The sequence below is a fragment of the Thalassobacillus devorans MSP14 genome, assembly GCF_000496835.1.
Classification (GTDB): domain Bacteria; phylum Bacillota; class Bacilli; order Bacillales; family Halobacillaceae; genus Thalassobacillus; species Thalassobacillus devorans_B.
In genome coordinates this window covers 712,596-734,730 of sequence record NZ_KI543236.1, presented here as the reverse complement: position 1 = coordinate 734,730, position 22,135 = coordinate 712,596, and the positions used below count along the sequence as shown (strand labels likewise).

24 protein-coding genes, 1 tRNA gene and 1 riboswitch are annotated in these 22,135 nt (G+C 44.1%); of the genes, 7 read left to right on the top strand and 18 right to left on the bottom strand.

All coding sequences use genetic code 11. The features are described 5' to 3' along the window. Nucleotides 1-134: 134 nt before the first annotated feature. The 11 genes from P855_RS20500 to P855_RS0104525 form a co-directional block, all read right to left on the bottom strand. The gene (locus P855_RS20500) at nucleotides 135-1,196 is read right to left on the bottom strand and encodes a DUF2332 domain-containing protein (RefSeq protein WP_051353085.1); all 1,062 of its coding nucleotides are present in this window, start codon (nucleotides 1,194-1,196) and stop codon (nucleotides 135-137) included. After that, on the bottom strand, nucleotides 1,180-2,010 hold the full coding sequence (locus P855_RS20495; RefSeq protein WP_051353084.1) for an aminoglycoside adenylyltransferase domain-containing protein: 831 nt from the start codon (nucleotides 2,008-2,010) through the stop codon (nucleotides 1,180-1,182). The genes P855_RS20500 and P855_RS20495 overlap by 17 nt, the downstream gene beginning before the upstream one ends. Next, entirely contained in the window at nucleotides 2,003-2,488 is a 486-nt protein-coding gene (locus P855_RS0104565) for a GNAT family N-acetyltransferase (protein WP_028782460.1), read from the bottom strand. Before P855_RS0104565 ends, P855_RS20495 begins: the two co-directional genes overlap by 8 nt. A 23-nt stretch (nucleotides 2,489-2,511) precedes the next feature. After that, the gene (locus P855_RS0104560) at nucleotides 2,512-2,976 is read right to left on the bottom strand and encodes a DUF4367 domain-containing protein (protein ID WP_028782459.1); all 465 of its coding nucleotides are present in this window, start codon (nucleotides 2,974-2,976) and stop codon (nucleotides 2,512-2,514) included. A gap of 63 nt (nucleotides 2,977-3,039) precedes the next feature. Further along, entirely contained in the window at nucleotides 3,040-3,972 is a 933-nt protein-coding gene (locus tag P855_RS0104555) for an aminoglycoside phosphotransferase family protein (RefSeq protein WP_051353083.1), read from the bottom strand. A gap of 3 nt (nucleotides 3,973-3,975) precedes the next feature. Further along, the gene (locus P855_RS20490) at nucleotides 3,976-4,437 is read right to left on the bottom strand and encodes a DUF4362 domain-containing protein (RefSeq protein WP_051353082.1); all 462 of its coding nucleotides are present in this window, start codon (nucleotides 4,435-4,437) and stop codon (nucleotides 3,976-3,978) included. 395 nt (nucleotides 4,438-4,832) lie between these two features. After that, the gene (locus P855_RS0104545; RefSeq protein WP_037985631.1) at nucleotides 4,833-5,330 is read right to left on the bottom strand and encodes a VOC family protein; all 498 of its coding nucleotides are present in this window, start codon (nucleotides 5,328-5,330) and stop codon (nucleotides 4,833-4,835) included. Between the two features lie 21 nt (nucleotides 5,331-5,351). Then, on the bottom strand, nucleotides 5,352-5,768 hold the full coding sequence (locus P855_RS0104540) for a VOC family protein (protein ID WP_028782456.1): 417 nt from the start codon (nucleotides 5,766-5,768) through the stop codon (nucleotides 5,352-5,354). A 196-nt stretch (nucleotides 5,769-5,964) separates the two neighbouring features. After that, on the bottom strand, nucleotides 5,965-6,759 hold the full coding sequence (locus tag P855_RS0104535) for a helix-turn-helix transcriptional regulator (protein WP_028782455.1): 795 nt from the start codon (nucleotides 6,757-6,759) through the stop codon (nucleotides 5,965-5,967). A 208-nt stretch (nucleotides 6,760-6,967) separates the two neighbouring features. Continuing rightward, a complete protein-coding gene (locus P855_RS0104530) occupies nucleotides 6,968-7,420 on the bottom strand; it encodes a GNAT family N-acetyltransferase (protein WP_028782454.1) in 453 nt (150 codons plus the stop codon). A 24-nt stretch (nucleotides 7,421-7,444) separates the two neighbouring features. After that, complete coding sequence (locus P855_RS0104525) at nucleotides 7,445-8,665, bottom strand: hemolysin family protein (protein ID WP_028782453.1); 1,221 nt, start codon at nucleotides 8,663-8,665, stop codon at nucleotides 7,445-7,447. Nucleotides 8,666-8,879: 214 nt separating this feature from the next. Between P855_RS0104525 and P855_RS0104520 the strand changes: the two genes are divergently transcribed. Then, a complete protein-coding gene (locus P855_RS0104520) occupies nucleotides 8,880-9,206 on the top strand; it encodes a hypothetical protein (protein WP_028782452.1) in 327 nt (108 codons plus the stop codon). A 79-nt stretch (nucleotides 9,207-9,285) separates the two neighbouring features. On the opposite strand, the gene P855_RS0104515 is transcribed toward P855_RS0104520, so the two are convergent. After that, entirely contained in the window at nucleotides 9,286-10,134 is an 849-nt protein-coding gene (locus tag P855_RS0104515) for a DUF1206 domain-containing protein (protein WP_028782451.1), read from the bottom strand. A 310-nt stretch (nucleotides 10,135-10,444) separates the two neighbouring features. Between P855_RS0104515 and P855_RS0104510 the strand changes: the two genes are divergently transcribed. The 3 genes from P855_RS0104510 (at nucleotide 10,445) to P855_RS20485 (ending at nucleotide 14,186) form a co-directional block, all read left to right on the top strand. Further along, nucleotides 10,445-11,260, top strand: a complete 816-nt coding sequence (locus P855_RS0104510; RefSeq protein WP_028782450.1) for a ZIP family metal transporter — start codon at nucleotides 10,445-10,447, stop codon at nucleotides 11,258-11,260. A 734-nt stretch (nucleotides 11,261-11,994) separates the two neighbouring features. After that, a complete protein-coding gene (locus P855_RS0104505; RefSeq protein ID WP_028782449.1) occupies nucleotides 11,995-13,314 on the top strand; it encodes a glycosyl hydrolase family 18 protein in 1,320 nt (439 codons plus the stop codon). 248 nt (nucleotides 13,315-13,562) lie between these two features. Further along, complete coding sequence (locus P855_RS20485) at nucleotides 13,563-14,186, top strand: TetR/AcrR family transcriptional regulator (protein ID WP_152526181.1); 624 nt, start codon at nucleotides 13,563-13,565, stop codon at nucleotides 14,184-14,186. An 18-nt stretch (nucleotides 14,187-14,204) separates the two neighbouring features. Here the strand turns inward: P855_RS20485 and P855_RS0104495 are convergent. The 3 genes from P855_RS0104495 to P855_RS0104485 form a co-directional block, all read right to left on the bottom strand. Then, nucleotides 14,205-14,288: transfer RNA gene (locus P855_RS0104495), tRNA-Leu, on the bottom strand. Nucleotides 14,289-14,380: 92 nt separating this feature from the next. Next, nucleotides 14,381-15,121, bottom strand: a complete 741-nt coding sequence (locus tag P855_RS0104490) for an ABC transporter permease (protein WP_028782448.1) — start codon at nucleotides 15,119-15,121, stop codon at nucleotides 14,381-14,383. Further along, nucleotides 15,118-16,029 (bottom strand): ABC transporter ATP-binding protein, encoded by a 912-nt coding sequence (locus tag P855_RS0104485; RefSeq protein ID WP_028782447.1) that lies wholly within the window; start codon nucleotides 16,027-16,029, stop codon nucleotides 15,118-15,120. Before P855_RS0104485 ends, P855_RS0104490 begins: the two co-directional genes overlap by 4 nt. 258 nt (nucleotides 16,030-16,287) lie before the next feature. Next, a riboswitch (purine riboswitch) is annotated at nucleotides 16,288-16,389 on the top strand. 174 nt (nucleotides 16,390-16,563) lie between these two features. Here P855_RS0104485 and P855_RS0104480 point away from each other — a divergent pair. Together P855_RS0104480 and P855_RS0104475 are read left to right on the top strand one after the other, a co-directional pair. After that, nucleotides 16,564-17,148: a xanthine phosphoribosyltransferase gene (locus P855_RS0104480; protein ID WP_028782446.1), complete on the top strand. Its 585-nt coding sequence runs from the start codon at nucleotides 16,564-16,566 to the stop codon at nucleotides 17,146-17,148. Then, nucleotides 17,145-18,434: a nucleobase:cation symporter-2 family protein gene (locus P855_RS0104475; RefSeq protein ID WP_028782445.1), complete on the top strand. Its 1,290-nt coding sequence runs from the start codon at nucleotides 17,145-17,147 to the stop codon at nucleotides 18,432-18,434. Before P855_RS0104480 ends, P855_RS0104475 begins: the two co-directional genes overlap by 4 nt. A gap of 120 nt (nucleotides 18,435-18,554) precedes the next feature. On the opposite strand, the gene P855_RS0104470 is transcribed toward P855_RS0104475, so the two are convergent. The 3 genes from P855_RS0104470 to P855_RS0104460 form a co-directional block, all read right to left on the bottom strand. Further along, a complete protein-coding gene (locus tag P855_RS0104470) occupies nucleotides 18,555-19,076 on the bottom strand; it encodes an RBBP9/YdeN family alpha/beta hydrolase (RefSeq protein WP_028782444.1) in 522 nt (173 codons plus the stop codon). A 284-nt stretch (nucleotides 19,077-19,360) separates the two neighbouring features. Continuing rightward, entirely contained in the window at nucleotides 19,361-20,083 is a 723-nt protein-coding gene (locus P855_RS0104465) for a DsbA family oxidoreductase (RefSeq protein ID WP_028782443.1), read from the bottom strand. A gap of 33 nt (nucleotides 20,084-20,116) precedes the next feature. Continuing rightward, a complete protein-coding gene (locus P855_RS0104460) occupies nucleotides 20,117-20,749 on the bottom strand; it encodes an FMN-dependent NADH-azoreductase (protein WP_028782442.1) in 633 nt (210 codons plus the stop codon). A gap of 220 nt (nucleotides 20,750-20,969) precedes the next feature. Here P855_RS0104460 and P855_RS0104455 point away from each other — a divergent pair, with 220 nt between their 5' ends. Further along, a complete protein-coding gene (locus P855_RS0104455) occupies nucleotides 20,970-21,548 on the top strand; it encodes a TetR/AcrR family transcriptional regulator (protein WP_028782441.1) in 579 nt (192 codons plus the stop codon). Nucleotides 21,549-22,135: the final 587 nt, after the last annotated feature.

Below are 22,135 nucleotides of genomic sequence, written 5' to 3'. Positions count from 1 at the left end.
CAACATGATGCATTTATTAGACAGTCCATGGTGCTTACTGGACAATATGTGAGGTTAACTAGACAATCTCGGTCTTTTACTAGACATTATCAAAAATTTACTAGACAATATCTAAATTTTACTAGACAAAACTATCATTTACTAGACACGTTTCCCTGGAGGTAACAGCCTTTCACACCCCAGTCGAACCAACGCCCATGTCCATCAGTCTCCCCAATTGTTTCAGCATAACCTACTCCATTTATTACATAATCGAGATGGAGGTTCCTGTCATAAATATTATTGTAGATGTGACATACATCCCGCTTACGCCCAATTGCACTCACTTTCTGCTGCAATTCCTCTTTCACTTTCCGGGGCATCTGATTGGCGACATGGGTATGAAAAATGCAAAGCGTGCTGGCGGAGGGGGCTTGGGCAGCAAGTTCTTCCAGCATCGAGACGCCATCCCCTTCGATCAAGGAAGGAGGAGATTTACTGAACTGCTTCACCGCTTTATCAAAAGTCTCCAGCCTTTCCTGATGTTCCGGCCATATAAGTGCCTTCAGCCATAAGGCGTCTTCCTCCTCCTTCAGGTCACTGACATGCAGGTCCACGCCTACGCGGGAAGCCACAGGGGGGGCGTTATCAAGGAGCTCCGGCATGCTTCCCTGTCTTACTTTTGAAGATAAGTGTACAGCTGAAGCCTTATTCCCATAGGAACAGTCCCCACCATAAGAATAACTATACTGATCCCATAACAATTGAAGACCTGCGCTTGTTCCAATCTCAATCAATGACAAAGAGCGCCCTGTTTTCTTTTGTATGTAACAAAAAAGCGGATAAAGATACGCACAGCGTCTCACTTCGTTCGTTTGCACGAGTTTTTCCTGCATAGTTGCTATTATTTCTTTTCGATAGGTACGACAAAAATCAAGAAAACTGGAAAATGAATCTTCCACCTGCTTTGGTTTCTCTGTAATACTCGGGTAAAAGTTACCGAGTTCATACGTTTTCCCTGATAACAATAACTGGTGGACTGCCCCAAGTAACAAATTAGGTATCGGCTGTCCTTTTCTCGCATGCGAACTTAATTGGAGCAGCTCTTCATTACCAGCAACTTTGATAGCCAGGAACTCATACAAAGCGCTTGATCCTTTACACTCCAGTTCAGCAAAATCCAGAAATTTAGCCGCAATCTTATTTTGCTCCATCAGTCATCCCCCTTGGGCTGTTACGCGTGTTTTGCTCTAACAAATTTTCTATTTTCCCCTTTAAAAACGCTTTGATTTTAAACAGCTCCCCTGCTTCTAAAACAATGCTGTCGTCGTTTTCCTGATAGATTGCAAGTACCGATTGGATGATAGTATGGAATTCTTCAGGAAGAGTCCTGATCCCCCACTTCGCCCCTTCCAGTTTGGAAACAATGTCACCAGCTTTTAAATATCGATAAAAACGAATCAAGTTTAATGTGCAGTACACAGGATCATGCACAATGTTATCCAGACAGTCGTAATAATCATTTTGAATAGAAGCAACAAAATCTTTTTCTGGCACCCTCGGAAGTACTTCATGAGTCGGTTTTCCAGCTAAACAAATTCCTTTATGATAGGTAACGGTAAGATGAGCGGCCAAATCGGGATCCTTCCAATTCACATTAACGAACGTGTCACCCGTTTTTTTCTGCTCGAATTCATCTCTCCAGTACTCACTATAATGGAAGTCAAACATGCTTGGATGCTCCCAATCCACCAATTGCTGTTCATGCATGAAGGTAATTTCTATTGGAAAAGGACGGGTAGATTTTGTTAAAAAGAGTTCGGTCAGGTAACGCGCTTCCAGATTGTTGAGCCGTGCTTTTGTGACTCCTAAGAGATCGATGTCACTGTTACTGGCATTAAAACCACCCATGGCAAGGGATCCGTGCAAATATAAGCCGACCAGTTTAGATCCCAGCAATGCTTCTATTTCTTTGCCTATTTCATTAAGATGGAAATCTGGTTTATTACTGTCTCCATTTACTTTATTCATTTACTGACTTCCTCTCAGGCTTGTAATTCATTTTCAAAAACTCATAGCTGCTTCCATTCGTATTCTGCATGAACGTCTCGCCGCGGACAAATCCCGCTTTTTCATAAACTTTAATCGCCCGCTGATTGAAGGTCGCAACTGATAAGGTTATTTGGCTGGGGTTGAATGATTTTTTTGCAAAGTTCAGTCCAGCTTCAACAAACTCCCTTCCACGCCCTTCCCCTGTTAACGAAGGTTTTATTCCGAGGCCAATATCAATGGTTTCCGGATCTACCGGATGATAACTGAAAAAGCCGACTAATGCTTTCTCACTGGTCACCACATAATAATTTTCCCCACGTTGCTTGGGATCGAGAAACTCCTCAAGATCCTCCTGATCAGATTCCATGTCATAAAAGCAATATTTACCGTCATAATGCCAGTGGTGAGTAATTTCCTCTGCTTGTTGCTGGGTCATTGGATAGAATTCGTAAGTCATACTAAATCAACCCTTCTGCCATATTACTTAAATGTTTTCGCTGTAGTGATCAGCTGGGAATCCTCCAGTGCTTCCGCTTTGCCGGCAATTGTCTTCAATTGGTAATGGACATCATCTTTTTCCCAAAGAAGCATTCTGGCGCCCTGGGCATTCTCATAAAAGAATCCCTTCCTGTCGCCAATTTTTACTTCCTCAAATAAATTGCTTCCCGCAGTATTCAAAGTCGCATTAACCACCTCGAGCATCATCTGCTCCCCTTCTGTCCCGGTAAAATATACAGAAAAAATAGGCTGGTCAGGTACGAGCGTATCCGTTTCCATACTTTTCACTTCAAAAGGAACTTGCTCAGGCAGCTCGTATTCAAAATCTACCGCTTGTAAATTTTCTTTGACTTGCGCCTTATCGTAGGTGTGCATTGCATTTGGTTCTGTGGAACAGCCAACTGTAAAAATCATCAGCATAAAAATAAACCCTAGCTTCAGTTTCATGTTACTTCCTCCTCGTAGTACTGATTTCTCTCTAATTCTACTGAAAGTATACTGATTTTTCACTCAGGATAATAGTTTTTCAAAAACCTCAATAGCTTCAACAAACGTCTGATCATACCTGCCCTTATCATCAACCGTCCAACTGGCTGCCAGAACCGTATGGCAATAACCCCACATTAGCAGCCTCTCTTTATTCAGATTCAATTCTTCTGTAAAAATTTCCACCCGCTTTTCTATCACGGGCAGCTTACCTTTTTCCGGCAGCTTGTTCAAAAGAAACTGGATCAAATCATACTCCGTCTCTCCTATAAGTCCCTTCGGATCGATGGCTGTCCAGTCATCCTTTCCGGAAGCAAGCACATTGTAATGATGAAAATCACCGTGAAGCAAGCGCTGGTTTTGACTGGTTTCATTCAAGTAAGTAAATAGTCTGCTTGCCTTTTCAAGTGTTTCTTTTGATATTGGTCCCAGCCCATTCGGATTCTTCCCCAGGATTGCTTTCAGGTTGTCTTCTCTTGCTTTTGTTGTTGGAAGACAGGTGTTTTTAGGAGCAGGACGATGTAACTTTTTCAGTACATGAACTGCTATTTGGCAAGCTTCTTCATCAACTTCCATTTCTGCAAGTGTATAGCCGAGGGTTAACTTTTCTATTAATAAAATGCCATGTTCCTGATCTACATCTACGAGAGAAGCCATTCCCTCCCCATTAAACAATTGTAATGCTTGCCATTCATCGAGAAATCCTGCGCCTGGAAGTGAGATTTTAACTACCAGTTCTGTTCCGTCTGCACGGACTGCAGGAGCTACATAATTGATCGACAGGGAAAAGGGCGTTTCCAATTGCAACGCCCACTTTTCTTCACAATATGCAATCAGGTCTGGCAGCTTTTCAAGCCAGGCTTCCCCTTCTTTTTTAAAATACAAACGTACGGATTCTACAAACTGTTTTTGCAATTCCATCACGATTTCCCCTTCTTTTGCTTTATCAGGCCGCAATGATTAAGCCTCCGGTTCCGGAACAACAAAGGAGAAAGATTCTCCGGTACTGGAATTACACCTGCTCAACTCATAACGCCTTTCGCCCTTTGTTTTTGTGCTTACAATATCCGCACATTCCGCCTCTCTGATTCCTTTTCCCGTATCCGCATATGCATCCATGGTGTTGTCATACGTATAATGAATTTTTTCACCGTCAAATTCCAGCTTGTAAAAAATAGGATCACCTTCGATGGTATAGGTGGTAATCCGGACTTCATCTTTCTTACCTGCATCCACATTACTCAAAAATTTTTCAAACCGCTCCAGATTGTATATCTCGCCATGTACATTGACGACATTCCCTCTTTGAATAGCTGTCTCCGGACTGAGTTGGGCTTTGGCATCAGGTTGCTCATCTACCTGCTGACAGGCCGTCAATACGGATATTACAATGATTGCCGATAAGAAAAATGGAACCTTCATTTGAACTCCCCCTGTATTGTTTAAGGAATAAGGACTATTATTTATTAAGACGTACACCGAAGGAAAAAGGTTACAATCAAAAATCCGCCCCACGTCACGAGGGCGGATAAGCTTGATTAAGCGGGAATACGAGACAAATTTCTTTATTAGTAGACAGGTGGGAACGGTTACTAGACAAACTCGAATTTTTACTAGATATTTGGAAGGTTTTACTCGACAAAAACTAAAATTTACTAGACAGAAAAGTAATTTTACTAGACAGGCAATACTGTTTACTAGAAATTAATCACATATACTAAACAGCATGCAGCTCCCTCTATTTTCTTTCCTTTTCCAAATGCTCGTCTAAGCATTCGCATGGAGAGGAAGTCTCTTCCACTACGCTTACTAATGTTTCATTTATGGATTTCTTTTAATACATTCATATCAATTTTCTTCATCTGTAACATGGCCTTCATGGCGCTTTCAGCTTTTACCGGGTCAGGGTTACTAAGTAATTCGGAAATTCGTGCAGGGATGATCTGCCAGGAGACTCCATATTTATCTTTCAGCCAGCCACATTGCTGTGCTTTTTCGTCTCCTCCGTCCGAAAGTTTCTCCCAATAGTAGTCCACTTCATCCTGGGTATCGCAATGGACAATAAACGAGATGGCTTCTGTAAAATGGAAATGGGGCCCGCCATTTAACGCGACGAACCTTTGGCCTTCCAGCTGGAACTCCACCGTCATCACTGTCCCTTCAGACATGCCGTGGATTTCCTGACCTTCGTTAATATAGCGTGTGACTCTTACAATCCCGGAATCTTTGAATATGGAAGTATAGAAAGCCGCTGCTTCTTCCGCTTGGTTTTCAAACCATAAGTTCGGCGTGATTTTTTGTATTTTATCACCCATCATCTCACCCTCCTTAAGGTTTTACTTCTCCGTAATCTTGTTTTCATTCGTGTATAGGACTTCCCATAAATGTCCATCGATATCTTCAAAGCTCCAGCCATACATAAACCCGCCGTCCATTGGTTCATTGGACGGTTTTCCACCGGCTTCCAAAGCCTTGTTGACTAAATCATCTACCGCCTCCTTGCTGTCTACAGACAAAGCCAGAATTGCTTCGGTGTGTTTGGCGGGATCTGCAAGTTCTTTTTTAGTAAAAGTCCGGAAAAAGTCTTCTTTTAACAGCATGGCATAGATATTTTCACCAATCACTAAACAAGCTGCCTTTTCATCCGTGAACGCAGGGTTGAATTCAAAACCTAACTTCTTAAAAAAATCGATCGACTTATTTACGTCTTTCACCGGCAGATTGACATACAATTGTTTTGCTTGAGTGGCCATATTTTCACTCTCCTTTTCCTTATTCAAATTTCATCCTTGCTTGGGCTATAGACACCAGGCACGGGATATCGAGCAAACCAAGATAGACTGTCAGCTGGCAGCACGCTCCTTTCTCGTTAGAGTTCGTTAACGATTACTTCCTTTAGCGACTATTTATGACAGTTTCATTCTAGCACCCGAAAATATAAACGATTTCTTATCGATTGCTATGTGGGTTAACTCTTTTTAGAAAATTTTTCATCAGCAGTGGCAGTGAAATCAGAATGGGCGGATCACCTAGACGTGGAGGACAGAGGGTTAACTGCTGGTGTGGGATAGGAGAAGATTCTTTAACGATGATTGGGTCTTTGGAACGGGCCCGCAGCGTTTGATGCGGAAGCAGGAAGTCTCTGGCCTGCATTCTCCAGGAAACGGAAGTAGCTAATAAATAGTAAACACCTGGATGGACACCTTGGAAACAAAATTCTCCTAACGAGGAAAGTAACGTTCCATATAGCGGAAACCCCTCTGGGATAGGTTTCGGAAACAAGCCGACCAGGATGATCCCATTAAAGGGTTCCGTAGCTGTGATGGTTCCTTTCAGCGTAGGAGCGTCCCTACTTTGGCTGCCAGGGTCTGACCAGTCTCTGATCTTTTTCAAAGATTGAAAGTGATCACTGGCGTTCGGTGAATAATGGCGGAATTGAGCAGGGGTCATTCCCACCCGTTCTGTAAACCTGGTGGTGAATGTCCCTAAACTTTGCTGCCCGATCTCCATGCCAATGTCCCGCACGCGCAAGTCCGTCTGCAATAACAGGTCTTTCGCCTTCTGCAAACGTAATGCAGAGATATAATATAACGGGGAAACCCCCATTTGCTCTTTGAAAATACGGGCGAAATGATAACGGCTATAGCCCGCCTGACCGGCCAAGTCGGCAAGCGACAAAGGTTCGTATATTCGCTGATGCATATAAACGACCACTTCTTCAACTTCGGGATACCTATCTGTCATAGTTACCTCCCCATTACTTTCTTTAGCGGTTTGATACGCACGGACCAAAACAAGCTTCCCTGATTCTTTTTTTCCATTACTATCTAATTTCTATCTTTTTCGCTAAATTCCTTCTTATATCTCTATTTCCTCCCTAATACTCGTAAAAAAACAGGCAGTCTATTACGCAGCCGCCTGTTTTTCCTGCTAATATTTTTTTACAGTCCACTCATAAATCTAGCGACAGCCGGATCATGTCGCGGCACTGAATACCGTTTTCGTAGATTTCTTCCTCATAGTGTCTCACAAAAAAGTCTGCATCCACGCCGACAATCCGAAACCCGCATTTTTGATAAAATGCCAGTTGATCGACGCTGGAATTACCAGTGCCTAGCTCGATGGTTTGATAACCCTGTGATTTGGCGACCCGGATGGCGTCCATGACCAACTGTTTCCCCAGCCCTTTTCCCCGGTGACTTTCTTCGATAGCTATATTTACTAATTCCACCGTTCCAGGCCTGGTGGGAAGCAGGACATAGACACCGACCGTGTTTCCATCATTTTCCGCTAGCATGCAGTCTCCTCGCTGGACATATTCCTCTACCAGCTTTCGGAAAGGATCAGCTTCCAGCAACAGCTCGATCGGAGGCTTTTCATTTTTATGAAGCTTCCTGACTTCCATAACAGTCTCTCCCTATTATACGAGCTATTTGACCACCTGTACTCTACGAATCATTCTGCCGTCCAGTTCAAGGATTTTAAAGTTGATACCATCACGTTCCAAGGTATCCCCTTCATCCGGAAAATCATTGAACTCTTTCAGCAGATAACCAGCCAGTACATCTTCTTCTTCGGGTATTTCCGTGTCGAAGAGGGTATTCAAGCGACGGAGCGTAATTTTGCCATCACAGATCAATTCATGATCTGAAATTTTTTCGACGATCGCATCGTTTTCCGTATCCATTTCATCCTCGATCTCCAAGCCGATCATTGCCTCAATCACATCCTCATGGGTAAGAATGCCTTCTGTCCCGCCATACTCATCGAGCACAATCGCCATATGCTTCTTCTCTTTGGTCATCTTACGGAAGACCCACTCAATTTTATGAAACTCATAGACGACGAGGGGATTTTTATAACAGTAGTCAGCGAGGGGTTTTTCAGGCTCCATCGCCCAGGAAATCAAGTATTTCGAATGGAAGACAGCGACAATGTCATCAATATCCTTTCGGTAAACCGGATATCTGGTATAAGGATGCTGAACGACCAGATCCCTCACTTCTTCAAAGGAAGCAGTATGAGGAATAGCAATCACATCTACCCGCGGCGTCTTCAGGACGTCTTTGACATTCAAATTATAAAAATCGAATACTCCTTTGATTCGATGGGATTCTGCTTCATTGAACGTCCCTTCCGAATCTGCGATATCGATCATCGTCCGGAATTCCTCTTTCGATATGGATACTTCTTCTGTTTTACCTTTTGACAAGGCTTTCGTAATGGATCCGGTAAGCCAATTCAACACAATCGTGATGGGTTTGAACACCAGGACAAAAAAGCGGATAACCGGGGCTACGGCCATCGCAATCCGATCCGGGAAAGCAGCCGCCACGGATTTCGGTAACACTTCTGCAAAAATAATGATGACTACAGTCAGGATGGCAGAGGCAACCCCGACACTGAAACCATATTGGATGGCAAGAGTCGTGACAAGCGTCGGCAGCAGAATATTCGCGATATTGTTCCCAATTAAGATTGTCGTAATGAACTCACTCGGCCTTGAGATTAAATCTAACAGCCTGGCAGCCTTTCTATTACTCTTGTTCGCTTTTGACTGCAGTTTCATTTTGTTTGCCGCTGTGAGTGCTGTTTCACTTCCAGAAAAGAAAAGGGAAACGAAAATCAAAAAAATGATCGCAATGATCACAAGCAATTTCCTCCTTATGTATAACTTACCATCAATTGTATCGAGAAGCGGCCCGCAATGCTAGAATAAAGATTTTACTTTTATGAAGCCTCCATCCCGTCAAAAAGACTACTCTCCTTTTGATCATAAAACACTTGGGCTTCACATATAAATCTACTGCAATTGACTAATAAACGTTACTTTCACGATAAGATCATCGAAAAGGAGACAAGCGATGAAAAACCCAATTTCTGTTCTTGCTGTCGTAGTTATCCTTCTTTTTGCAGCATTTCTTGAAACACCAGCCATGAACATCAGCGGCGTTACCTTTGCACCGAGTGAAAACGCCGAGGAAACAAGCGAAGTAAGCAGCCAAACACAGGAAAATGATGCCGCTGCCTATACAAGCTTGGAATCTGTACTGGTAGAAAGTAAGGAAGTGGATGGGTACCTCGTCGAAACTTATCAGGAGATAGAAATCTACAAAGATCAACAAGGCAACATCATCAAAAGGATTCCTACCTCCAATTACGATTATATTAAATATAAAATTGAGCCCTAACATCAAAGCGCCTGTGAAAAAACAGGCGCTTTTGTCATATCAGCTATTATATTTCAGTGGTATGGTTTTAAAAAAACTTTCACTTCACCCTGCCAAACATCATCTGTTCATAGCGGCCACGAATGATCTGGTAAAGGCCGTACAGGATCAGGCCAAGCGCCACCACTCCTAATAGCCATTGACCAAAAGGTTTCTGGGCAACCTCCGCCAAAGCGCCGTCCAATCCTTTGGCTTTACTAGGATTATGGGTCATGGCTGTACGGACAATGAAAAACCCGATTATTCCCAGGACAATTCCACGCGCAGTCAACCCTGCAGTCCCGGCATTCCTGGCAATTCGTATTTCATGGTCACTCATTTTGATGGTTCTGATATTCTTTAAAAACTTTTGGGTTGTCCCAATAATTAGCTCAAATAGTCCATATCCAATCGTGATGACACCAATAGCTCCTAGGATCCAAGCACCGAACGGCTGGGATAACAGCTTAGCAGATAAGGTATCCTGGGAGCCTCCGCTGCCGCTTCCGGCATTGATGGCGATTTTAAAAGCCTTGAAAGCAAGGGCGCCGTATATGACCCCACTTACAAAGTAGCCTGTTCTCGTAACCATCCCTTTCAGATCAGAACCCTCATTTTGTGGATCTTTAAACGCCTTGATAAGAACCCACATGATGTACAAAATAAGGCCCAGACCAATCAACCATAGAATCACATTACCGGCAGGCACCTGGGCGATGGAACGAAACATACCGCTTGTGCCGGTTGTCTTTCCGCCAACACCGATAGCGGCCATAAAAGCCAGTACACCTATCAATGCATAAACAAGCCCTTTCGCCATATAGCCTGCCCGTGCCATGCGTCTGATCCATGGTTTGATATCTTCTTTTGAAACTTCATTTTTATTACTCATAGATTGCGTTGTATCCATTCTGAACCCTCACTTCACTTTTAATCCGTTTCAACTCTTCCTTTCCCACTTTACATCATTTAAAAACCCATCTTAGTATCCTGACGTCAAATCCGATCTTTCTGATTGGCGGAATAATAGGTTAGCTGCTTGCCACTTAAGGGAACTGGTATATCTTGCCTCTTTTATTTATCATGATTTGACTGTAAAAACTGAAAATTTCAATAGAAAATCTATGAAGCATTGACTTTTATTTTCCTAAAGCTTAAACTTTTTACCTAAGGAAACTTTTTATTGAATTAAAACAAACATCACAGGAGGAATACCAGCAATGATTGATATATTTTTAAATTTGCCTCCCATGGTACAGGCACTGATCGCCACCCTTTTCACCTGGGGTATGACAGCGTTGGGAGCAGCCCTTGTATTTACAACGAAAACGATGAATCAAAAGCTGTTAGACGGGATGTTAGGTTTTGCCGGAGGAGTCATGATCGCCGCGAGTTTCTGGTCACTCCTCGCACCTGCGCTGGATATGGCAGAGAAAGATGATATAGCCGCATGGATACCAGCCGCTGTGGGCTTCATGCTGGGTGGAGTGTTTCTCTGGAGTGTTGATAAAATCATCCCCCACCTCCACCCGGGTTCCTCGATGACAGAAGCAGAAGGGTTCCAGCCGAATAAAAAACGGCGAAGTACGCTACTGGTGCTTGCGATTACATTGCATAACATCCCGGAAGGTCTTGCCGTCGGGGTAGCCTTCGGCGCTGCTGCCGCCGGCTTCCCTGAATCATCTCTGGCCGGAGCGGTGGCTCTAGGATTAGGAATCGGTATTCAAAACTTTCCGGAAGGAGTTGCCGTTTCCCTGCCGCTGCGAAGAGACGGGATTTCACGCAGAAAAAGCTTCTTTTACGGTCAATTTTCCGGTATGGTTGAACCGGTCTCCGCAGTCATCGGGGTGTTAGCCGTTACATTAGTCGAGCCTCTTTTACCTTATGCCTTAAGCTTTGCTGCAGGTGCTATGATTTTTGTCGTTGCGGAAGAAGTTATTCCAGGGTCTCAGGAGGAAGGAAATAAAGACCTGGCGTCAATGACCTTAATGATAGGATTCACTGTCATGATGATACTTGACGTCGCATTGGGGTGAAAAAACCATGAAACCGGCTGTTCCACCGTCGGCTTCATGGTTTTTATTATTCAACATTATGGCCGTATTGTGGAAGACTTGATTTCGAGATATTGTTGGAGTTGCGGGGCTTCGGGAAACGATTCGCTTTCCGTGGGCGTGTGCTGAGTCTCCTCAGGCTTCGACTTGCGGGGCCTCATCTATCACTCAGCTCCCACAGGACTTTGAATTTTCATCTTGACTTAACCCACGCACGAAGGAAATGCGTAGCATTTTCGAGGAGTCTCACCGTTTCCCTACGCCCCCTTGCCGTGGGAAGTTCTCAAAATCAGCCGAAGAAAACTGTCCTATGATTGAAGATTTTAATGCCTCTACACCCTTTGTAAAATGCCTCAGGATGAAGATTTCAGCTACATTCTTTCTCTTTGTAAAGGGTCCGTTTAATACAAAACTGGCTGGATGGGGAGGGAAACGGCGAGACTCCCGCGGGAGAAGGGTCTAGGCAAGATCCCACAGGGCTTTAGCCCGAGGAAGCTTGCCAGGTCCCCCGCAGGAAAGCGAGTTGTTTCCCGGACCATTCCCTTCCACTCATGGTAACGGACCCAACCATCTTGAAACTGAGTCTTCAGCTATTGGGAGCTTATATGGAAGATCAACACGGAGATTTAACAATGTCTCAATAATAAACAAGCTGCATAATGATATTCATTCGGCTCAGACTATGGACATGAAAACAATATAGAAAGGGCCTGCTTATGAAAAAGTTAGTTTTCATCCTTATATTAAGTATCCTTTGTCTCGCGCCCATATCATCGAGCCATGCAAGTATCATTTATACGGTTAAGAAGAATGACACCCTGTGGAGAATTGCTGAAGTGTACGATCGTTCCCCCAAAGAACTGCAGGAAATCAACGGGGTTGCAGATCCAGCGAAACTTTTGCCTGGTCAGTCCTTACTGGTACCTGGTAACACGTATGTAGTAGAACGTGGCGATACACTGTGGAAAATAGCCAATCTTCATCAGACATCTATCGAAAATCTAATGCAAACGAATGGGCTTTCTTCTCGCATTGTGTTCAATGGACAGCGACTACAGATTCCCCAAAGTAAAAAAAGGGACGCTACCATCGGGGCTTTCTTTGTTCCCTCCACTCCGAGCGAAAACAAATGGGCTATGAATTTTTATAGTAATTACCTGGATGCCATCAGCTTTTTTGAATATCGCCCTGATTCGAATGGAACTTTAAGCAGCCTGCACGGAGAAGAATCAATCGAACTTGCCTGGAAAAAAGGGATGAAACCTTATGCTACCATTACAAACTTGACCACTGAAGGCTTTGACCCCGACCTTGCCCATGTTTTGTTGGCAAATGCTGAAAAACAGCGGCAGTTAATTGAAAACATCGCAACATTAGTGCACCAAAAAGAGTATAAGGGAGTAATCATCGATTTTGAAAGCCTTCACCCGAAAGACCGATCTAATTTCAACAACTTTATTAAAAAGCTAAGCAGCCGTCTTGATAAAATTGGCGCCAATGTCGGCCTGGCAATTCCCCCGATGAAAGGTGATCGCAACCCTGCTTATCATGCAGCCTACGACTACCAGACCCTCGGTACTCATGCCGACTTCTTGTTTTTAATGACCTATGACTGGCATTGGGCCGGGGGTGATCCGGGCCCGATTGCCCCGATTAAAAAAGTAGACAAGACTCTTGAGTACGCAACTTCTGTCATTCCTGGTGAAAAGATTTATTTAGGAATCGCCATGTATGCATATGATTGGAATCTGGCTGATGAGGAATATGCGGAGGCCTACTCCCAGGAAAAAGCATTAAGTATTGCTGCGGATTATGCAAGCAGCATCCAGTATAATTACTATCATGCTAACCCTTCCTTCCGTTATACAGATAAAAACGGTGATCCGCACGAAGTGTGGTTTGAAGATGCCCGGTCCCTGCTCCCGAAGTTCCGCCTTGTGAAAAAATATAACCTGAAAGGTGTGGGAGGCTGGAAAACCGGACTCCGCTTCCCGCAGCTAGGATATTTGCTTAAAGAAGAATTCACCATCCATTAAAATGGGTGGTGCTCTTTCTCTGATGTTAAGAAAACATACTGGTGCAGCGTTGTGAACATTTACAGCAATGGTAGCCGTGGGCGATATAAAACGCCTCCTTTTAATGCGCTTTCATTCCGTTTATACAAATGTGCAATAACCTGCACTTTTAAGTATAATGAACGTAATCAGAGCGTTTGTTTGATAGTCAACAATTACTTATGGGATTGTTGGGTAAACAATTAAAAATCAGACAGGAGGCGGAGAGGATGGATAAAGATAAACGAGTCAGACGGACGAAGAAGGCGTTGCAAAACTCCCTCCTCACCTTAATGGAGGAAAAAGATTTCCAGGATATCACAATTACTGATATCGTTACGACCGCCGATTATAATCGGGGTACCTTTTACAAGCATTATAAATACAAAGAAGATTTGCTGGATGAAATCATTGAAGATGTCATGACCGGCTTGATTGAGTCTTACCGGGAACCATATAACGACAAGGAAACGCTCGAAGTGCCCAGCCTCTCTTCATCTGTCATAAAAATTTTCGACCATGTGGAACGAAACTCAAAGTTCTATCAGATTGTCATCCGCTCTAACGCTTTGCCAGGCTTCCAGGAAAAGTTTATTCAGACATTGAAAAAGCTGGCATTCGAAGACCTCCCAGCCTTCCCATCTAATCCGGACGTCAACCCTGACTTACAAGCAAGTTTTCACTCTTATGCGATTCTCGGAATGATCATCGAGTGGGTCAACGGCGGATTGAAGCATCCCTCATCATATATGGCCGAACAACTATCGGCCCTCCTGAAAGCTGAACCGATGAAGACCGCCTTCAAAACGAAATACGTCCTCCCCACATGGCATAAAAAAGAGCCCTCGATCTGAGAGCTCTTTCGAACCAAGTGGCGAAGGTGGGACTCGAACCCACACGCCCGGGAAGGCACTTGATTTTGAGTCAAGCGTGTCTGCCAATTCCACCACTTCGCCGGGAATTTTGAATTATTTTTTCAATCGGTATTATAATAAAAATTCTGTTACAATTCAACCTTCCAGCCAGGTTAAGAAATGAATTATGCTTGCTACTTTCCACTCCAGCGGAAAAAGCGTGAAGCCAGAATGGTAGATATTACGGCTATTCCTAATAATATACCTATCTCGACCCCATATTCTGTAATCGGAGACTCGTTCCATGTACCACGTAACATGATGATGACATAGTAGAGTGGCAGGATTTTAGCCACATACTGGAGGACTGTCGGCATGAACTCCAGCGGGAACGTAGCCCCTGACAAGAACAACATGAGATTCAAAAATAACGAACTGATTGCTGCAGCAGCCTGGGTGTTTTTAGCCAAAGAGGTCAAAAACAACGCAAACGGGAAAAATGCAGCGATACTGATCAATAAGGCTGCAATCGTACTACCCATGTATGCAGGCAGCGTTAGATCGTATAACAGCATCCCGAACACCATCAGCAGTACAGCAGAAATAAAGAAAATAACCGTCCCTTGCACTGTATGAGCGGCAAGGATTTTCCAGGGCTGAAGCGGAGTAGACTGATAGCGTCGCAAAACGCCCGTTTCCCGGTATCCGGCTAATACGGTTCCGAGTGTGAAAAACGATGTGGTAACGATATTGACACCGATCCAGGAAGGGACAAACATCTGGGCAAAAGAAAGGCCGTTCATTTCATTCCCGACGAACATGGAACCGAACAGCCAAATCATGGCGACAGGAAACAAAAACGTCCAGAATACACTGAGACGATCCCTGAAAAACATTTTCGTTTCGATACTTGCGAGCTTCATTACTTGTATCATCCCGTCTGCCCCTTTTCCAGGTAGTGAACGAATAAGTCATCGAGGGATCCTTTTTCAAACTTGAAGTTAGTCAGACTGATGCCTTTATCGTGACAGTAATTGAAAATATGGTAAGCAGTCATTTGCTGATCCTCACTGAAAACCTTGAACGAATCGCCTTCCTGCTCTACCCGCGCCACTCCCGGAACTGTAATCAGGTATTCATACTCCAGGCCATCGCTTTCAAAAGCCAGGTAATGAGCTTTCATTTCATTCAGCAGTTCTACCGGTGTATTCAATGCTTTCAAATGTCCACTGTATATCATTGCCACCCGGTCACACAGCTTCTCCGCCTCTTCCATGTAATGCGTGGTAATCACTATCGTACTTCCCTGCTCTCTCATCAGCTTGATCATCGACCACATTTCCCGGCGGGCATGAGGATCGAGTCCCATACTCGGCTCATCGAGGAATAATATCTCCGGTTTATGAAGCGTTGCCAGCGCAAGGGTCAACCGCTGTTTCCAACCACCTGACAAATCCTCAAAAGCAACATTCAACTTATCCCCCAAGCCCAAAATCTCGATTAAATACTCTTTTTGCGTTGCCTGCTTATAAAAAGATGAAAAAAGATCAAGTGCTTCTTTTACTTTCATTTTCTTCTGAATGGAAGTAGCTTGAAATTGGACACCAATTCGGTTGTTCAACTTCCTCAACTGTCTGCTCGGATCAAGCCCCAACACATCTATCGTACCGTTGTCCGGTTTCAGGATGCCTTCCAGCATTTCAAGGGTGGTCGTTTTACCCGCTCCGTTTGGTCCGATGATTCCGAAAATTTCCCCTTGGGATACGGTAAAGGACATGTCCTTTACCGCCTGGACACTGCCGAAACTTTTCGATAACCCTTTTACATCAATAACATGTTCCATGTCTCCCCTTCTTTCTGTAAAAGCTGTAACTCCTACAAACTAAAAACCGATTTTGAAGCGTCACTTTTAATTATTCCAATGCCTCCCCATTTTCACAAGATAATTTTCAAAATATTTCCGTTTATAAACAATTTGAGCGATTACAGGGCTGACTTTAGATTATATGTTTAAAATGCTTTGACATCCGGGAATTTTTCATGTAGATTATTTATTATACGAACAATATATAATCATAATTACTTATTATTCGTATTTAAATCATCCAACTTATAATCTTTTCATATAATCGCAGGGATATGGCCTGCAAGTCTCTACCGGTTTACCGTAAATGAACCGACTATGAAAAGCAGCCTGTCCATAGAGCGGGGATGTTCGTCCGCCCTCTATTCTATTTGTCATTGATAAAATGAAGACAAAGCTCGCTTTCCTCATAGTGAAATGGAAAGCGGGCTTTTTATATTTTCATAAAGTTTAACTTTGTTAAAAGGATTAAAGAATCAAATTTTTCTAATACTTCCTGGAAAGGGGATAATCATGGATTTACTAGAACAGAAAATTGTAACCCAAGGAAATGTATTATCCGATACCGTCATCAAGGTCGATTCTTTCCTCAACCATCAGATTGATCCATTCCTGATGCAGAAAATCGGCCAGGAGTTCGCAGACAGATTTTCGGATGCCACCGTGACGAGGATCCTGACACTGGAATCATCGGGCATCGCTCCGGCAACGATGGCTGGATTGGTCGTGGGCGTTCCGGTGGTGTTTGCCAAAAAACGAAAGCCTATTACGCTGGCTGATCATTTTTCTGCGGAGGTATATTCATTTACGAAAAAAGAAATGAATAACATCACGATTTCCAAAGACTTTCTATCTCCGGATGATTCCATTCTCATTATCGATGACTTTTTAGCCAATGGCCAGGCGGTCTCGGGGATGATTGAAATTATAAAGCAGGCGGGAGCAAGTCTTGCAGGCGTCGGCATCGTTATTGAAAAAGGGTTCCAGAACGGCGGAAAGATATTACGTCAGCAAGGAATCCGGGTAGAATCCCTGGCAACCATTTCATCCATGCATGATAAGCATATCACTTTTGACAAGGAGCGTGCGTTAACATGAAAACTTTCACTTTAGGACTGCAGCATCTGCTTGCCATGTACACGGGTGCCGTTTTAATTCCCTTAATTGTTGGAGGAGCCCTCGGACTCACTTCTGAACAGCTGACTTACCTGGTCGCCATCGACCTTCTGATGTGCGGGATAGCGACGATTCTTCAAATCGTCAGCAACCGTTTCTTAGGAATCGGGCTGCCTGTGGTACTCGGATGTACATTCACGGCGGTTGCTCCGATGATTGCCATCGGAGGTGAGTATGGGATTTCAGCTATTTATGGAGCGATTCTCGCTAGCGGACTATTTGTTGTAATCATCAGCAGTATTTTCGGGAAGCTGGTGCGCTTTTTCCCGCCGGTTGTTACAGGAACGGTTGTCACCGTTATCGGAATCACCTTGATTCCCGTGGCCATCAATAATATGGGTGGCGGACAGGGCGCCAGAGATTTCGGTTCGATCACCAACATATCTCTGGCGTTCGGTACGCTCTTATTTATCATATTGATTTATCGCTTTACCAAAGGCTTTACCCGGGCGATCGCGATTTTACTTGGAATCATCGCTGGTACGATCGCAGCTGCCCTTGCCGGAAAAGTGGACGTCTCAGCTGTAGGTGAAGCATCCTATTTCCATATGGTAGAACCGTTTTACTTTGGAATGCCAACCTTTGAATGGTCCGCAATCCTGACGATGATATTGGTGGCGATGGTTTCACTCGTGGAATCTACCGGCGTCTACTTTGCGCTGAGCGACCTGACCGGGAAGAAAATAAACGAAACAGACCTGGCAAAAGGCTATCGCGCCGAAGGTCTTGCCATTTTTCTTGGAGGCATCTTCAATGCTTTCCCTTATACAGCCTTCTCCCAAAATGTCGGTCTCGTCCACATGACAGGAGTGAAATCTCGAAAAGTGATTCTGGTAACTGGTCTGCTGTTGGTCACCTTAGGGTTCATTCCGAAAATTGCTGCCTTGACGACCATCATTCCAGCCGCTGTGCTCGGAGGAGCGATGGTGGCGATGTTCGGAATGGTCATCTCCCAGGGCATCAAAATGCTGAGCAGCGTGATTGCTGATTCTCCAGAGAACTCCATGATCGTTGCCTGCTCCGTTGGCATGGGGCTTGGCGTGACAGTCGTTCCTGAGCTGTTTGCCCAGCTGCCATCTGGTATTCAGATTCTGACGAGTAATGGGATCGTTGCCGGCAGTGTGACCGCTATCGTGCTTAATATCGTATTTCATATGACTCCACGCAACGTGAACGTAACCACATTAAAAGAAAAGAAAGCTTCCTGATAGCAGCACATAAACAAGCTCAGAGTTTTTGCTCTGTGCTTGTTTTTACTTTCATTTTCTTTTGCTTTAGTTCTTTCCTTAATAGAAGCCCTTGCGGCAAATCGTTCCACAGGACACGGATTATAAACCTTTTATATCCATAACCACTTCGGACAAATCGTTGCAAAATTGATGTCCACGCCCATCAAACTTCCGAATGGCTGCTTTCGGCAGTTTCTCGGCAAAAAAGGTAAGATGTGAAAAAGGTACAATTTCATCATCGCGGCTATGATAAAAGAACATTCTTGGCAACTGGTCAAATTTTAAAGAAGACGCTTCAGGCAAAACAGACTCATCATATGGTGGTGCGATAAGCAGCACCCCCGTAATATGATTTGTAACCTTTTCATGAGTAAGATATTTCAAAAGCACTGAACCGCCCACAGAGTGTCCAACAAGAATTACCTCGCCATTCAGCCTGCTGAGAAATTCTTCAATCTGAACTTTCCATGTTCCATAATCAGGTTCGCCTTCGTTAGGCATTTCAGGATAAAGTACATCATATTCAGGGCCAAGTGCATCTTGTAAATATGCCGACAATACTCCGTCTAGTTCATATGCCCCTTCCCCGGCACCTTGAATGAATAACACTTGTTTTTGCATAAGCTTCCCCCTTAGTTTTTTTAGTCTATCACATCCTGTTCCGAAGAGTTTCTTTTCGATTGCTGAACGTATACTACTTCCACACCTTAATAGCCTGACCGCAAACAGAATACTAGCAAGTGTTGCACCTTTTACCGCAATCATCACCGCCACAAAAAAATTACGAACGGTCATCAATTGCACTTCATCAGCATTCAGTACTTATCGTGAAAAACTTTCTTCCATTACAAAAAGCCCGTCCATGGAATTTATTATCTTCCTGAACGGGCTTTGGTGATTATAGATTAATTGTCATCACCTGGGATATCGCAGCTTTCATCCGTACAAGCCGCATCCGCGGATGTCTGGATCTGCTGTAAAGAAGGAGTTTCATTTTCTTCCTTCCATACTTTTTCCAAGGTTTCCTGGAAAAGTTCGGGTGGCTGGGCGCCAGAAATTGCATATTTACGATTGAACACGAAGAATGGTACTCCCTGGACTCCAATTTGCTGGGCTTCACGCTGGTCGTTCCGTACTTCTTCCAGGAAGTCATCATTAACCAGTACATCTTCCGCCGCTTCCCCATCAAGACCAATTTCCTCTGCCAGTTCTATCAAAGTATCCGGACGGCCAAGGAAACGGGATTCGGAGAAGTAGGCCCGCATCAGATGCTCCGTGAACTCCAGTCCTTTGCCCTGTTTTTCGGCATACTTGAACAACCTGTGAGCCTCCAACGTATTGGTCTGTTTCACCTCGTCAAAATTATACTCCAAACCAACGGTCCTGGCGGTTTCCACCAGCTGATCGTTCATCTCTTTCGCCTGTTCGACCGTGGTACCCATTTTCCTGGCAAGCACTTCGTAAACAGAAACATTTTCATCACTCTGTATGTGAGGCTGTAATTCGTAGCTTTTGAAAATGACTTCCACATCACCCTTGTGGTCGAACTTTTCTAACGCCTGCTCGAGTCGGCGTTTGCCGATATAGCAAAACGGGCAAACAAAATCAGACCATACTTCAATTTTCATTTCCGGCACCACACTTTTCTGTTAATTTCAGCCTTACGCGTATTGGTAAGCAAGGTTACGAGCTGCTTCTTTTACTTTCGTCATACCTTCCTCGATAATAGCTTCCGCTTTATCAGGCATTGCATTATGGCCTTCGATGATCACTTCATCGACGAGGTCCATGCCATACAGACCGCCGAATACGTTACGCATGAAGTTGACGGACATTTCCATCGGAGCCATTTCTTCAGAAGAATAGACACCGCCGCGTGCGTTCAACAGGATCACTTTTTTGCCAGGCATAAGCGGCTTGATTCCTTCTTCTGTATATTTGAATGTGAAACCAGCTTCAGAAACGTAGTCGATGAAAGTGTGCAACTTCGCCGGGATCGTGAAGTTCCATAGCGGGAAAGCCAACACGATAACATCGGCAGCTTCAAGGGCATCTTTTGCTTTTTGTTTAGCGTCAAGCAGGCGCTGCTCAACATCATTCAAACGCTCGCCAGCTTCCAATTTAGTCAAGGCGTTGAAAAGGTCCTGCCCGAAATAAGGCATGTCTTCTGCGAATACATCATACGTCGTGATGTTTAGATCGCTGTTGTCTTTGACCTCTTCCATAAATGTTTCGTACATTTTTGTTGTGATACCGTCTGGACGGTTGTTGCCTTTTACTACTAATACGTTCATAACTATGATTCCTCCTATATAATCTTAGATGTTAGTGTAAATACTATTTTATAGCTGGATGGAAATTCCAACTTTTTAAACATCTTTTGTTTATACAACAAATGTCGTATAATCGCATTATAAAGACTTATTCTGTGTGACTCAACCAATAAGTTTTGCATTTTATCGTATATACAACATTTATTGATATCTGTTTAAAAAGTAGAAAGGGGCAATACCCATGCCAGAAAAAACCGACCCCCGCATCCTCCGTACCCGAAAACTGATTATGGATGCCTTCATGACGCTTTCTGAAAAGAAGAAGTTCAAAGATATCACCATCAAGGACATCACCCAGGAAGCGACCGTCAACCGGGCAACTTTTTACTATCATTTCACCGACAAATATGATTTATTGGACAAAGTATTGAAAGAAGATCTGATGATTAATGTATGTCAGGAAATCGGCGAGCACGAAGTCATCAATGAGGAGACAATTAAAAGTGTATTCCTGACTGTAACGAAGTTCAACGCCTCGATGTCCACCAGGTGTCCGGACAGCTTCGCAGCTTTCACCGATCGAATCGAAAATCTGATCAAGGAAGATATGCAGCAGTTGTTCCTCACCATACTATCGAAACAGTTCCCCGATCAGCACGAGCATTCATTACGGGTGGCTGCCGTAATGCTGAGCTGGTCTATCTATGGTGCGACAGAAGATTGGAAGAAAAACTGCGACCTTCCTGCCGAAGACTATGTAGCGTATGTGGTGCCTTATATCATGAAAGGAACCGACTCCTTAATAGCCGAACCAATTTGAACAAAAAAACCTAGTAGTGATTCTACAGTTAAAGCTCCCTCGTAATGGAAGACTCAGTTTTGAGAGAAACTGTTTCCGTCACGGATATGAGTGCTTGGAGGGCCGGGAAATCACTCGCTTTCCATGGGCGGACGGTGAGCTTCCTCAGGCTCCGCCTTCCGGGATCTCACCATGTCCTATCCTCCCATAGGAGTCTCGCAATTTCCCGGCCCTCCTTACGTTTATGAGAAAACGGAAACACCTGCAAGCAGAATCACCATTATAACAGTTACAAAGAGGGCTTATTTCCTGAATTACTAGGTCTTTTCATGCAGAAAATGTGGAAGATATTTTCTTACAACGTAGGGTTCGTTCGTCAAAATATGGATAAGGTGGCGGGGAAACGGTGAGACTCCCGTGGGAGAAGGGGCTAGGCGAGACCCCACAGGTCGTGAAACGACCGAGGAGGCTTGCCAGCTCCCCCACAGGAAAGCGAATCGTTTCCCCGCCACCCTTCCCTCTGTCTCGGTAACGAACCTAAATATCTTGAAACTGAGTCTTCCACAATTCGGCCCTTTTGTTGAATAAGCCTCTTATGAATGTTAAAG

Coding starts and splice junctions, on each gene's coding strand:
- P855_RS20495 (WP_051353084.1), bottom strand. CDS start 2,010: ATGAATAAAGTAAATGGAGACAGTAATAAACCAGATTTCCATCTTAAT.
- P855_RS0104565 (WP_028782460.1), bottom strand. CDS start 2,488: ATGACTTACGAATTCTATCCAATGACCCAGCAACAAGCAGAGGAAATT.
- P855_RS0104560 (WP_028782459.1), bottom strand. CDS start 2,976: ATGAAACTGAAGCTAGGGTTTATTTTTATGCTGATGATTTTTACAGTT.
- P855_RS20490 (WP_051353082.1), bottom strand. CDS start 4,437: ATGAAGGTTCCATTTTTCTTATCGGCAATCATTGTAATATCCGTATTG.
- P855_RS0104545 (WP_037985631.1), bottom strand. CDS start 5,330: ATGGGTGATAAAATACAAAAAATCACGCCGAACTTATGGTTTGAAAAC.
- P855_RS0104540 (WP_028782456.1), bottom strand. CDS start 5,768: ATGGCCACTCAAGCAAAACAATTGTATGTCAATCTGCCGGTGAAAGAC.
- P855_RS0104535 (WP_028782455.1), bottom strand. CDS start 6,759: ATGACAGATAGGTATCCCGAAGTTGAAGAAGTGGTCGTTTATATGCAT.
- P855_RS0104530 (WP_028782454.1), bottom strand. CDS start 7,420: ATGGAAGTCAGGAAGCTTCATAAAAATGAAAAGCCTCCGATCGAGCTG.
- P855_RS0104520 (WP_028782452.1), top strand. CDS start 8,880: ATGAAAAACCCAATTTCTGTTCTTGCTGTCGTAGTTATCCTTCTTTTT.
- P855_RS0104515 (WP_028782451.1), bottom strand. CDS start 10,134: ATGGATACAACGCAATCTATGAGTAATAAAAATGAAGTTTCAAAAGAA.
- P855_RS0104510 (WP_028782450.1), top strand. CDS start 10,445: ATGATTGATATATTTTTAAATTTGCCTCCCATGGTACAGGCACTGATC.
- P855_RS0104505 (WP_028782449.1), top strand. CDS start 11,995: ATGAAAAAGTTAGTTTTCATCCTTATATTAAGTATCCTTTGTCTCGCG.
- P855_RS20485 (WP_152526181.1), top strand. CDS start 13,563: ATGGATAAAGATAAACGAGTCAGACGGACGAAGAAGGCGTTGCAAAAC.
- P855_RS0104490 (WP_028782448.1), bottom strand. CDS start 15,121: ATGATACAAGTAATGAAGCTCGCAAGTATCGAAACGAAAATGTTTTTC.
- P855_RS0104485 (WP_028782447.1), bottom strand. CDS start 16,029: ATGGAACATGTTATTGATGTAAAAGGGTTATCGAAAAGTTTCGGCAGT.
- P855_RS0104480 (WP_028782446.1), top strand. CDS start 16,564: ATGGATTTACTAGAACAGAAAATTGTAACCCAAGGAAATGTATTATCC.
- P855_RS0104475 (WP_028782445.1), top strand. CDS start 17,145: ATGAAAACTTTCACTTTAGGACTGCAGCATCTGCTTGCCATGTACACG.
- P855_RS0104470 (WP_028782444.1), bottom strand. CDS start 19,076: ATGCAAAAACAAGTGTTATTCATTCAAGGTGCCGGGGAAGGGGCATAT.
- P855_RS0104465 (WP_028782443.1), bottom strand. CDS start 20,083: ATGAAAATTGAAGTATGGTCTGATTTTGTTTGCCCGTTTTGCTATATC.
- P855_RS0104460 (WP_028782442.1), bottom strand. CDS start 20,749: ATGAACGTATTAGTAGTAAAAGGCAACAACCGTCCAGACGGTATCACA.
- P855_RS0104455 (WP_028782441.1), top strand. CDS start 20,970: ATGCCAGAAAAAACCGACCCCCGCATCCTCCGTACCCGAAAACTGATT.